The 12,851-nt window shown below is 39.4% G+C and carries 12 protein-coding genes; 6 read left to right on the plus strand and 6 right to left on the minus strand.

Translation table 11 applies throughout. The features are described 5' to 3' along the window. Positions 1 to 214: 214 nt before the first annotated feature. Positions 215 to 466, minus strand: coding sequence for an endonuclease domain-containing protein (locus ACFSR3_RS16805; RefSeq protein ID WP_379822660.1), 252 nt, complete (start codon positions 464 to 466; stop codon positions 215 to 217). 21 nt (positions 467 to 487) lie between these two features. After that, a complete protein-coding gene (locus ACFSR3_RS16810; RefSeq protein ID WP_379822662.1) occupies positions 488 to 946 on the minus strand; it encodes a hypothetical protein in 459 nt (152 codons plus the stop codon). Positions 947 to 954: 8 nt separating this feature from the next. Between ACFSR3_RS16810 and uvrA the strand changes: the two genes are divergently transcribed. The 3 genes from uvrA (at position 955) to ACFSR3_RS16825 (ending at position 5,244) form a co-directional block, all read left to right on the plus strand. Continuing rightward, positions 955 to 3,744, plus strand: coding sequence for an excinuclease ABC subunit UvrA (uvrA, locus tag ACFSR3_RS16815; protein ID WP_379822665.1), 2,790 nt, complete (start codon positions 955 to 957; stop codon positions 3,742 to 3,744). Positions 3,745 to 3,980: 236 nt separating this feature from the next. Next, positions 3,981 to 4,382: an SseB family protein gene (locus ACFSR3_RS16820; RefSeq protein WP_379822667.1), complete on the plus strand. Its 402-nt coding sequence runs from the start codon at positions 3,981 to 3,983 to the stop codon at positions 4,380 to 4,382. 85 nt (positions 4,383 to 4,467) lie between these two features. Continuing rightward, a complete protein-coding gene (locus ACFSR3_RS16825) occupies positions 4,468 to 5,244 on the plus strand; it encodes a hypothetical protein (RefSeq protein ID WP_379822668.1) in 777 nt (258 codons plus the stop codon). Positions 5,245 to 5,290: 46 nt separating this feature from the next. Here the strand turns inward: ACFSR3_RS16825 and ACFSR3_RS16830 are convergent, their stop codons facing one another. Further along, complete coding sequence (locus ACFSR3_RS16830) at positions 5,291 to 6,187, minus strand: DUF4421 family protein (RefSeq protein WP_379822669.1); 897 nt, start codon at positions 6,185 to 6,187, stop codon at positions 5,291 to 5,293. Positions 6,188 to 6,384: 197 nt separating this feature from the next. On the opposite strand from ACFSR3_RS16830, the gene ACFSR3_RS16835 reads away from it, so the two are divergent. The 3 genes from ACFSR3_RS16835 to ACFSR3_RS16845 all read left to right on the plus strand — a co-directional run bounded on the left by ACFSR3_RS16835 (position 6,385) and on the right by ACFSR3_RS16845 (position 8,148). After that, complete coding sequence (locus ACFSR3_RS16835) at positions 6,385 to 7,164, plus strand: J domain-containing protein (protein WP_379822671.1); 780 nt, start codon at positions 6,385 to 6,387, stop codon at positions 7,162 to 7,164. A gap of 147 nt (positions 7,165 to 7,311) precedes the next feature. Further along, positions 7,312 to 7,677, plus strand: coding sequence for a glyoxalase (locus tag ACFSR3_RS16840; RefSeq protein WP_379822673.1), 366 nt, complete (start codon positions 7,312 to 7,314; stop codon positions 7,675 to 7,677). 3 nt (positions 7,678 to 7,680) lie between these two features. Beyond that, a complete protein-coding gene (locus tag ACFSR3_RS16845) occupies positions 7,681 to 8,148 on the plus strand; it encodes a DUF1572 domain-containing protein (RefSeq protein WP_379822675.1) in 468 nt (155 codons plus the stop codon). A 469-nt stretch (positions 8,149 to 8,617) separates the two neighbouring features. On the opposite strand, the gene ACFSR3_RS16850 is transcribed toward ACFSR3_RS16845, so the two are convergent. The 3 genes from ACFSR3_RS16850 to ACFSR3_RS16860 form a co-directional block, all read right to left on the minus strand. After that, on the minus strand, positions 8,618 to 9,895 hold the full coding sequence (locus ACFSR3_RS16850; RefSeq protein WP_379822677.1) for a glycosyltransferase family 4 protein: 1,278 nt from the start codon (positions 9,893 to 9,895) through the stop codon (positions 8,618 to 8,620). Between the two features lie 14 nt (positions 9,896 to 9,909). Then, positions 9,910 to 12,363, minus strand: a complete 2,454-nt coding sequence (locus tag ACFSR3_RS16855; protein ID WP_379822679.1) for a YfhO family protein — start codon at positions 12,361 to 12,363, stop codon at positions 9,910 to 9,912. A 177-nt stretch (positions 12,364 to 12,540) separates the two neighbouring features. Continuing rightward, positions 12,541 to 12,819, minus strand: a complete 279-nt coding sequence (locus ACFSR3_RS16860) for a DUF4834 family protein (protein ID WP_379822682.1) — start codon at positions 12,817 to 12,819, stop codon at positions 12,541 to 12,543. Between the last annotated feature and the right edge of the window lie 32 nt (positions 12,820 to 12,851).

Genomic DNA, 12,851 nt, shown 5'->3' on the forward strand with positions numbered 1-12,851 from the left:
TTCCACCACTGCGGAGAGAACTCCACTCTTGCCGATTAAAACGATGCTAAAGAGTATGAGTGAAGCTGGCTCCCCTCTTGAGAGGGGCTAGGGGTGTGTTATATTTATTGATTTATCCAAAGATATACATTTGAAACTCAATCTTCTTGTTTTGTACGTTCTTCAAATTCCAAGATATACTGCTCAATTGCTCTTATAACATTCTCAGTATCTTTCATAATCTGATAATCACTAAACCGAAGAACCGTAATACCAAACCATCAACTTCAATCCCCAACATCAGATCATGACAAAAGAAATCCAGGATATAATTATCTACAGGCTTTTGTCTGTCAAAATCATATCCATACATCTGCTTTCGTTTTAATTTCTGCCAAAGAACAATTTCAGCTTTAGTACTTCCGTTACGAAGCTGCCTTGCCAGTTCTTTCAGATTAGGATTGTATGGTATTATTTTTCGTTTCATAGATTATTCAGTAACACACCCCTAGCCCCTCTCAAGAGGGGAACTAGCTTCACTCAAACTTAAAAAAGCAATCCACTCACCAAGGAGTGCCTTCATATCCACGATTCTCATTTGAAGTATATTATTTATAATTATAAATGGCGGATGGATTTCAATAGAGTTATCATCTATAGCATCTGAAGAAAATATTTCTTCAAAGTATTCATTATTTAACACTCTATCAATTTGATCAATAAGTGATTTGCTCAACGTAATATTGAATCTGTTTAAAACCTGAAGTTCACTATATTCATCAACAATTTCTCTTCTGCAAATTTTTACAATTGTTTTATCCTCATTCTCCCAATTCAGGAAGCTCAGTCCATATTGTTCTTTCTTAGTCATATCCAAATATAAGAAATCTCTCTCTTCACAAATAAAAATCCCTTTCATTTCCCTTAACAAAAATCTGCCTGTAAATCCGTATCTTTGCCTATTCAATTTTTGCCATGATAAAGACCGATTTTTCTAAATTAGAACCTAAGAAAAACATACTTATAAAAGGTGCACAGCTGCACAACCTCAAGAACATAGACGTTGCCATACCCCGCAATAAACTGGTGGTGGTAACGGGGCTGTCGGGTTCGGGTAAATCGAGCCTTGCGTTCGATACCCTCTATGCCGAAGGCCAGCGCCGCTATGTAGAGAGTTTGTCATCGTACGCACGCCAGTTCCTTGGCCGTTTGGATAAACCAAAGGTGGAATACATCAAAGGTATTGCACCCGCCATTGCCATTGAGCAAAAGGTAAACACTACCAATGCCCGCTCTACCGTAGGTACGAGTACCGAGATCTACGATTACATGAAACTGCTTTTTGCCCGTATTGGGCGTACTTTCTCACCAGTTTCAGGCCGTGAGGTAAAAAAGCATACCGTTACTGATGTGATGGACGAGGTTAAAGCTTTCGAGCCTGATAGCCGTTGGCTACTATTATCTCCCGTGCATATCGAGAAAGGCCGTACGCTAGATGAAAAGCTTGGTGTATTACTGCAACAGGGTTTTGCCCGTGTGCTTGTAGATAACGAAACCAAACGTCTTGACGAACTTCCTGGTGCTGATTTGGCAAACAAAGAAGTATTATTGATCGTTGACCGTTTGGTAGTAAAAGACGAAGAGGAATTTTACAACCGTCTTGCAGATGCTGTTCAGACGGCTTTTTACGAAGGCAAGGGCGAACTGTATCTTCAGGATGTGGCAACCGGCAACCGACTTTCATTCAGCAATAATTTTGAACTGGATGGCATAACCTTCCCTGAACCTAACGTACACCTATTCAGTTTTAATAACCCGTATGGGGCGTGTCCTGCCTGCGAAGGCTACGGCAGCATCATAGGCATTGATGAGGAATTGGTAGTGCCTAACACCGCGCTTTCGGTGTATGAGAATGCTATTTACCCTTGGCGTGGTGAGAGCATGGGCTGGTACCGTGACGAACTCGTTAAGAACAGCCATAAATTTGACTTCCCTATCCATAAGCCGTATTTCCAGCTATCGGAAAGCGACAGGCAGTTGATTTGGACAGGTAACAAATACTTTACCGGACTGAACGATTTCTTTGCCGAACTGGAAGAGAAAAACTATAAGATACAAAACCGCGTGATGCTGTCACGCTACCGCGGAAAGACAAAATGTCCTACCTGTAAAGGCAAACGCCTGAGACCGGAGGCAAACTATATTAAAGTAGGCAACCATACCATCTCTGACCTGGTTGACCTGCCTATCAAAAACCTGGCGGATTTCTTCCTTGCATTAGAACTAACAGAGTTTGAGCAAAAAGTAGCAAAACGCCTTTTGATAGAGATCAACAACCGCGTGAAATTCCTTCAGGAGGTTGGATTGGATTATCTGACACTGAACCGTCGTTCGGCGACGCTTTCGGGTGGTGAGTCGCAGCGTATTAACTTGGCGACCTCTATGGGAAGTAGCCTTGTGGGTTCGATGTATATTCTAGATGAACCGAGTATCGGGCTTCACCCTAAAGATACCGAAAGGCTTATCAAAGTATTGGAAGGACTTCGTAATCTGGGGAATACCGTTATCGTGGTTGAACACGATGAGGACATTATGAAAATGGCCGACATGATCATTGATATTGGTCCCGAAGCAGGTACGTATGGCGGTGAACTGGTGGCCCAGGGTACGTATGACGAGATACTGAAATCAGACTCGCTTACTGCCAAATACCTGAACGGGGAACTTGAAATAAGTGTTCCTAAGAAACGCCGCAAGTTCAAGAATCATGTGGATGTTATAGGCGCGCGCGAAAACAACCTGAAGAACATCGACGTAACATTCCCGCTGGACTGCCTTACCGTGATTACGGGAGTTTCGGGTAGCGGAAAGAGTACGCTCGTAAAAAAGATATTATTCCCTGCCATGCAGAAACAGCTTGAGGGTGTGGGTGAAAAGGCAGGACAATTTACCGAACTACAGGGCAGCTACGGACACATCAAGCATATTGAATACGTAGATCAGAATCCGATTGGGCGTAGCTCGCGTTCTAATCCGGTGACGTATATTAAAGCGTATGACGATATCCGTGACTTGTTTGCGAAGCAAAAGCTTTCATCGATTCGCGGTTACCAGAGCAAGCATTTCTCGTTTAACGTAGATGGCGGACGCTGCGAAACCTGTAAAGGTGAAGGCGAAGTAACCATAGAGATGCAGTTTATGGCCGATGTGCATTTGGAATGCGAAACCTGTAACGGTAAACGTTTCAAAAAAGAGGTGCTTGAAGTGACTTTTGAGGGCAAAAACATTGATGATATCCTGACCATGACCATTGACGATGCTGTGGCATTCTTCAGTGAGCATAAGCAAACGAAAATTATGACCAAACTACAGCCGCTACAGGATGTTGGTTTGGGTTATGTACAATTAGGGCAGTCCTCTTCTACCCTTTCCGGTGGTGAGGCGCAACGTATCAAGCTGGCGTCATTCCTTGTAAAAGGAGCTACGAAAGAGAAAGCCCTGTTTGTATTTGATGAGCCTACAACGGGTCTGCATTTCCACGATATTAAAAAGCTACTGGCTTCGTTTGAAGCACTGTTGGATAAAGGCCACTCAATTATCGTAATCGAACACAACCTTGACCTTATCAAGTGCGCTGACTACATCATCGACATAGGCCCTGAAGGCGGCGAGAACGGTGGCCATTTAGTAGCTTTCGGTACGCCGGAGGAAGTCGTTAAGAACCCTAAATCGATTACGGGGGAATATCTTCGAGAAAAGTTATAGAGTTTAGGGTTTCGAGTTGCGAGTGACTTACTCTTACGTTTTGTCATTGCGAGCGTAGTGTAACGAAGCGTGGCAATCTGACGCTGAAGCAGAATGGACGAGGTAATCTCATTTAGATTGCTTCGTCGTACCTCCCTGCCTATGCCGGCAGGCAGGCTCGCAATGACGAAAAACTTCTTATAAATACAAACAAGCCCTGTTCTTACCGAATGGGGCTATTCAATAAATTAAAACCTATGAACCCAAACAACACTAAACTTTTAGATCTAATAAATACCTACCACAAGCAGGAAGAAAATAAAGACAATTACATGAATGTAATACAGGAGCTTATAAACGGCAATTCGATGTTGTTGCTGCCTTCTGCCAATGACACACCCGAAGAGCAAAAAGCCCTTGCTGAAGCCGGGCATACCAAAACCCTAAAGCTAAGCAGTGTATTTAATCACGAAGGCATTCGTACACTATGCGTATTTACAGATGAAGAGACTTTATCTGACTGGGCTAAAAAACCCATGCCTTACAAAATGCTGGCTTCAAAAGATGTGCTTCAATTATGTGAAATGAGTTCGATACACAGGATCGTCATCAACACCGGAACACCCACCATGTTTGTTTTAGAGCAAAGCAAAAAGTAAAATATGAATCCCCGTTCGTACTGAATGGGGATTTTTTTTGTTTGTAAGAGAAAGTTTGTTTTTTAAATTTATAGAAAAATATATAATGTATAAATTCCAAAGAGGCATCAAAAATCCCGATTTCATTACAGCATTAAATAAAAATCAGCATTTTCAGAATATGGTTCGAGATAAAGATTTATTTATTGCTATTCGTAAGGAGTATATTAATGTTTACTATTATGGCCAAAGTATTTGTAAAATATCATTTAATAAAAAAAATAGAGAAATAAAGTGGATATCACATAAAAAATATTTCGGAATAAACGAAAATGGATATTTAAACACGGGAATTTACTTAGAGAAAATTGAAGAATTAAAATTAAATGCTGAAAAATACAAACTAGAGGAAAAAGAACAAGTAAAAAAACATGCTTTGGATAATGAAGACATATGTATCTTAGATATTGAAGTTGGATTTGGAAAACCACGTGCATATATTGATTACGTCACTATTGAAAATATTAATGGTAGCACTAAATTGGTTTTTCATGAAGCAAAACATTTTAAAAATTCGGATATACGATCAAAAAAAGAGCCAAAAGTATTTGCACAAATGAAAATATATGAAAATCTCCTACACGAATATAGAGAAGACATACTTATATCCTACAACAAAGTTTATGAGAACATTATTGAACTTAATCTTAACAATAAACATAAACTAGTTAAAGTTATAGGAAAGACATTTGACAATATTAAGATAGATACAAAACCAATACTTAATATATTTGAATTTGACTCTCAAAGAAAAGGCACTGATGAACATCTCAGACGACTAGAAAAACAATTTGGTAGTAGGTTGAATTTGAAACACAAATAATACTTTTTTATCTAAAACAAAGTAAAGGCGGATTTGCAATCCGTGCTTAAAAAAACTTATCAAAATGCTTTACATAGGTAATCTGTAAATTTACGGAGGTAAGGCTAAAGCTATCGGAGGTATAGTACACCAGCTTGTTATTTACGATAAATGACATACCAATGCCCCAACTGTCTTTATGGTATCCGGCACCGCCACGGGCAAAGGCTGTGGGGTACAATTTTATCTTGCCATCTTCGAGTACGTTAACCTCATTTCCGGCATTGACACCTACAGTCGCCATACCGGAGAGTAGCCAGTGTTTGTCAATGACCCACGAATAACCATAACCGGCATTAACACCCAACTGGAAGTTGTTTACGCTATTTTTTGTTGCTCCTAAAGCATCTTCAAGGCGTAATTTATAATGATAGGCACCACCTCCAATCAGAAAGCTCCCGGCAGACTTCAGTTGCTTTTCTGTTTGCTCCAAAGCTGCTTTTGTCGAAAAGCGATCGTGGTTAAAAACGTAGGTCAGCTCTCCCCCTATCAGTTGTGCCGAGGTATCAGGGTATAACGTTACATTATCATTATCATCGTCGTTATAAAAGCCTTTGTATTTTTGATAGAACAGGTCGACAAGGAATTTCCGCCCGTAATTATGGATCTGGAAATCAACCGACCTGGTTTTTCCCAAATCTTTCTCGACAGGAAACACACCAAAACTCGAACTCAGGTTTATAACGGTATTCTTTAGGGAAAATCCAACGCCCAAACGGGTAGGATTATTGGGAGAATAGCCTTTTTTGTTATGCTCTATCTCTATCCCGCTTTGGGAAACAAAAGCCTTTACCATCATCTTTTGAGGGTATTGCGCTATGTAGGCTGTATCAACAGCCGATTGGGCTAATGCATTTTGGCATACAATAAATGTAATAAGTAAAGCGGTAATCCTGAAAAGCATTGTAAGTAAGGAATGTGATAGGATAACGGGGGATTTAGAGGTTTGGTATTAATACTGCTAAAAAGTTACAATTCATTAAATACTGTTCCGTCATTGCGAGCCAGCCTGCCGGCATAGGCAAGGAACGAAGCAATCTGGGATTGCCACACTCCGTTTCACTTCGCTCGCAAACCTAACAAAGTGGTTCGACGGAGTCAATGACAGAACGTATAAAGCAAGTAACCCCAAACCCGAAACTCAATAACCCGATAACCCATTTATTCCTTACATTTACAGTCCGAACGATTGCTTACATGAAGAACCACTATCAAATACTGGGTGTTGCGCCCAACTGTTCACAGGCTGACATAAAAAAGGCGTATCGGCAGCTGGCTTTACAGCACCATCCCGACAAGAACAGCGGAAACAGTGATAGCGAGGAACTCTTTAAGAAGATACTGGAATCGTATATCGTACTCAGCGATACCGATACCCGCGCCGAATATGACTACATAAGGGGCGCAAAACCGGGTTTCAGGCATAAAACCGATAATGGTAAGCCGACACCTATAAAATACCTGATACACTTTAAAAAGATCAAGGATGCCGTATTGAATACCAACGGCCATATGAATAAAAGGGCGCTTTTTAAAGTGCTGGATGAGTTGTTAACCAACGAAAATATCAATTTCCTGCTTTATGAAAGGGATACAGCCGTAAACAGTCTTATCGTAGACGAGCTTATTACCTGCTGCATTTTCCTCACCCAGGACGACAAAACCGCCATACAACCCAAACTGAAAAAGCTGGCAGATGGCAATAACCGCATGCTCAGCAGGATTGAAACCCTGAATACTCCTGAAAATCACGATATCCCAAAAGCCTCAAAAACTACCGTACAGGATAATGAAGAGATGCCGCCACTAACAACCGTACTTCTTTTTGTTTTGATTCTTTTGCTGTTTGCTATCGGGATTTATTCTACTTACAGTAAATAAAGCTTTGTTTTATAATATTTTATATATTTAGGCAATCCAAATCCAAACCACCATGTTGTTAACATTATTACTTCCGTGGCTAATATTCTTTTTCTTCTATGTCAACTGGCTCAGGAAGAAAAGGCCCTACAAAAAACTAGTAAGACCATGAACCACAACGCCAAATCCATACGCCCTTTTATAGGTGCAAAACACTTTGAAACATCACGAAGCTTTTATCGTGACCTGGGCTTTGAAGAGACAGTTTTAAGTACAAATATGTCGGTTTTTACATCGGGAGCAATGGCTTTCTATTTGCAGGATGCCTATGTAAAGGATTGGGTAGACAATACCATGATCTTTATGGAAGTAGATGATACTGTCCGTTTCTGGAATGAGCTTACCGCCCTAAATCTCACCGATAAATATCCTTCCGTAAAACTTGTCCCTGTTCGTACGCTGGACTGGGGAAAGGAATGCTTTGTACATGATCCTTCAGGGATATTATGGCATTTCGGGGAGTTTAATAAGTAGTACATGAACGCTCCAACACAAATAGCAAAGCATTTTCGTGAAGTTATCTTTGGCGGGAACTGGTGTACCGTAAACCTAAAAGACACTTTACAGGATATAACCTGGGAACAGGCCAACACTGAGATATCTACATTTAATACTATTACAGCCCTAACCTATCATATTGGGTATTACGTGACTGCAGTGCTTAAAGTACTGGAAGGTGGCCTACTGGATGCCCACGACAAGTTCAGTTTTGATCATCCGGTTGTTGCTTCAGAGGCAGACTGGCTGCTATTGCAGGGAAAAATCTGGACAGAAGCAGAAAGATTTGCAACCCTGATTGAAAAACTCCCTGAAGAAATTATTTACAAGGAATTTATAGATGGCAAATATGGTATCTATTTTAGGAATCTTGTTGGAATTATTGAACACACTCATTATCACCTGGGGCAGATAGTCCTTATTAAAAAGATGATTTTCAATACGTAATTATATAGAATCAGTACAAATTACATTTTTCATATTCGGAATTAAACTGTATTAATATGCACGCATAGTGCGTATTTATTGACTTTGACATACTATTAATGAAATTCTTTCAAAGAAAATTGTAACCAACTGACATAAAAAAAATTACAATATATTTTGAGTTTGGCACATTAATTGTATCTTTGTCATTATAAATCTCACAATCATAAGATTTGAGGTTTGTTAATAATTGGTTGGTTGGTTTGTTAAGTCCCGTCATTCTCACAAGAATGGCGGGATTTACTTTTTAGGCCAAATTGAAGATTTATAAATTGGAAAATCTAAAAATCAGCTACCAAAAGCTTTCAAAAAACACCTTTTTTTTAAAAACAAAAAGTGCAATATAATATTTTAGATTATTAGATATCAGACTATTAGACAATCTAATATTACGCACAAAAATGACGTTTTGAGAGCAAAAAGCGTAATATTATTTTCGTAAAATACTGGCTAACTGAGAAGTAAGGTTTTTACGAGAAAACTCCTGTAAACCTATAGCATATGACTTCAGATTACCTTCTTTATATTGGTTAAAATAACTAAGAATTGTCTTTTTAATTAATTCTTTATCAGAGTATAACGAAAACACTCCAGTATTTGTAGTTTTAATTATTGATGCAAAATCCGCTCCCTCAGGACCAATTGCTAAAATTGGCCTTTCAGAAACCATATATTCAAATAACTTGCCCGGAATTATGCATTTTGTATCTTCCGAATCGATCTCAATTAAGAGTAACACCTGAGACTTTCTCTGTTCTGCTACGGCAACGCTGTGAGGAACGTACCCAAGACTGTTTACATAACCCGAAAGCCCTGCTATATCAATAGATTGTAGTACTTCAGCACTAACAGCACCTATCAGTTTCAGTTCAAAATAAGTGTGGAAATCGGGTATTTCGGCTAGTAATTCTACAAGCGCATTCCACAGCATTTGCGGATTGCGCTCTGAAAGGAATGAACCAATGTGCGCTAGTGTAAACTTCTCATCCAAAGGTTGTTTGGCTACTATTTCTGTATCGTAGCCATTCGTAATAACATCAATCGGTTTATCGGTAAGTAGCTGAAATTCAGACTTTGTTGTTGGACTCGTAACTAAAATACTATCAGCACCGGTAAGCACTTTCTTTTCAAGGTCTTTGTGTTTCTTTTCGGCAGAAGCACTAAGTTTCAATTCTTTATGGTAGCCAATTGTTGTCCACGGGTCACGGAAATCAGCAATCCATTTTACAGGATGTAATTCCTTTAACCTCAAACCTATAAGGTGCAGGCTGTGAGGAGGCCCGGTGGTAATAACTGTATCGATACCATTCTCCTTTATATACTTTGAAAGGTAATTTACAGAAGGTTTTACCCATAATACCCTTGCATCGGGAATGAAGAGGTTACCCCTCACCCACAACATGATACACTGTAAAAACGATTGCTTTTTCTTGTTAGGAATAATACCGGAACTTATCTTTTTAGTACTACTTTTTGAAAATGCCGAAGCCCATGCATAAGGCTCGGTAATCTTCTGTTTGAGGATAGTGACATTAGGATTGACTTCCGACAACAGCCCTTCATCAATAAGAGGATATGTAGGATTTTCAGGAATATAAACTATGGGTTCTACACCAAAATCAGGAAGGTACTTAACAAACTTAAGCCAGCGTTGTACACCGGGACCACCGGCAGGCGGCCAATAATAAGTTATGATAAGTACCTTCATTTTAGAATTTTATATTAATTAACAGTAGTTTCCGATTTCTTTTTTCTCTCTGTATAAACACCAAAGCCAATAAGCCCAAGCATCAATATAAAGCTTACTAAAGAAATTGTACTACCGGTTTTAATAACCTGAGGTTCAAACTTAAATTCAACAGTATGTTTGCCGGCAGGAACTTTTAAGCCTCTAAGTGCATAATCAGCTTCAAAGTGAGGTGTAAGCTTGCCATCTATATAAGCATTCCATCCTTCAGCATAATACATTTCAGAGAATATTGCCAGACCTTCGTTGGTGTTATTCGAAATGTATTTCAGATAGTTAGGTTCATAAGCAGTAAGTTTTATAGTTGCTGTGCTGTCAACCACAAACGAAGTCTTTGTAACCGCATCAGGAAATTTAGATTTGTTCACTACCGCAGTAGTTTTAGAATCCATTCTGGTAAGCGCCCTCATTTCCTCATCCGGAGTATTTACAATTCGTAAGTTACTCACAAACCATGCATTACCATTCGCCTGGTTGTTTAGCGTAGGCACTTCTTTTCCTTCTTCATCTGTCTGGATCACATACTTAACATTAAGCATATTCAATACGCTCATATTATTTTTTGCCAGTTGGTATTCAAACAATTGCTGTAATTTTCTTGGTTTGGCGGCGTGATATCCTCCAAGTGATTTATGGAAATATGATGCACGTGCACTATTCAGGCTTCCGTCAATATCAAAAACCCTGTAATAGCTGGTATCCTGCATGATCTGAAGATCGGCAGTTGTAGGCTGGAACGGAATATCAATTTTAGATGCCGCCTGGAAGTTATCTCCATCAACATAACGTTTATCTACAAAGAAAAGGTCGCCTACCATGAATAAGCCTATCAGTATTACAGCTGTAGTTTGCGACAGACGCTGTTTTGTAAAGAACCATAATGTTGCAGCAGTAATAAGTATAAAGAAGCCTGTACGCAGCAAATCGGCACTGTACATTGTTTTTCTGTCCATTCGCAGCGCATCCATAAATTCCTGCCCGTAAGCTTCTGTAATTGCACCGTCGTTAAGACCTGCAAAACTGAACATTCCTTTACATACAAATAGCAATGCTACAGTACCTAATGTTATGGCAGAAGTTTTCCAAAGTGCATTCCATTGCTTTTCTTTATCAAGAGTAAAGAAAGAATATAATCCCATAACAGAAAGCACAGGAATACATACTTCAAGCAATACCTGTATTGATGCTACTGCCCTGAACTTATTGTACATTGGGAAGTAATCAATAAAGAAGTTGGTTAGCAGCGGGAAATATTTACCCCATGATAATAATAGTGAAAAGATTGCACCAACTAAAAATGCCCATTTTATCTTTCTTGGTTCAGCAAAAAGTGCAAGAACAAAAAGGAAGAATACCACAGCACCAATATAAGCAGGGGCTGCCACACTGTACTGGTCTCCCCAGTATGTCGGGATTCCTGAACCGGCAATCTGTAGCGCCTGTTCTTTAGTGATGTACTGGCCTTCGGCAACCTGCTGCTGCTGTAAGAACTCAACCAAATGCCAGTCATCCTGAGGATCTTCATGACCTGACGAACCTCCGAATAAACGTGGTGATATAAGGTCTAAACTTTCAGCAATACCATAACTATAATCGGTAATATACTCATAAGTCATGGCATTTTTACTTGCTTTTGGTTTACCATCCGGCTCAAAAGTAAGTTCACTGTCGTTACGTGTACTGTATTTTGCATATTCCGAAGTAGCCATAAGATTGGTAGCATTTGTACCTAAAGCCACTAATCCTGCCACTACGAAAATACCAAGCGAAATCGCTAGGTGTTTATACTCTTTGTTCTTAACAATACCTACAAGGAACCATATTCCCATTGCCAGAAGTAACAGGAACAGATAGTAGGTCATCTGTATATGGTTGGCACTTAACTCAAGTGCTGTAGCAAGCATCATGAGCAAACCTCCTTTTACATATTTCTTTTGCATTACCATTACAAAACCGGCAATAACAAGCGGCATATAGGCAATAGCGTGGGCTTTGGCATTGTGCCCAACTCCTAATATTACAATCAGATAGGTAGAAAAACCAAAGGCCAGTGCACCAAAAAAGGCTTTGAGCGGATCGGTTTTAAGGGTCGTTAGCAGTATATAAAATCCTAAGAAATAAAGGAAAAGATAATCTGCGGGACGAGGCAGGAAGCGGATTGCTTCATCAAGGCTTTTTACGTAATTATGAGGATACTTTGCACCCAACTGATAGGTAGGCATACCACCAAAGGCACTGTTTGTCCAATATGGCTCTTCGCCTGTCTCTTTTCTGAAATCATTCTGCTCTTTAGCCATTCCCGTATATTGGGCAATGTCAGACTGGTATATTTTTTTCCCTTGTAATACCGGATAAAAATAGATAAGCGAAATGATTACAAATCCTAAAATAGCTAATAAATGCGGGTAGAACCTGTTGAGATTTTTCATAAATACTTTTTGTAAAAAACGCCGTGAAGATACTTAATTTTCTACAAATGGAGTTTGTGCAGGATGTAATTAATAACTATATACGCTAAACTCTAAAATGGCCACACCCTCCCGATAGCCATTGGGAGGGTGTGGCCAACAAAAAAGCCTTTCTTTTCTGAAAGGCTTTGTATCGTATTAGTCTATTTCTTCGAAGTCAATATATTCACCAACTTTTTTCTTCTCATGCGGCTTATCTTGTTTAGGGACCTGATGGGCTTGCTGTTGTTGTTGATATTGCTCCTGATATTGTTGTTGCTGTTGCTGGAATTGCTGCTGAAAGTTTTCTCCGGCTTTTTTTACTGCCGCCTGAAATATCATAGGGCCAAAAAGTTTCATAAAGAACTTTAGCGCATAATAAATTAGTACAATCCAAAGAAGAGTTCGTATAACACTAGAGAATGATGCTATATCCATAATCATTAATTTTTTTCAAAAATACGTAATTG

This window comes from Flavobacterium suzhouense (assembly GCF_042684765.1).
Classification (GTDB): domain Bacteria; phylum Bacteroidota; class Bacteroidia; order Flavobacteriales; family Flavobacteriaceae; genus Flavobacterium; species Flavobacterium suzhouense.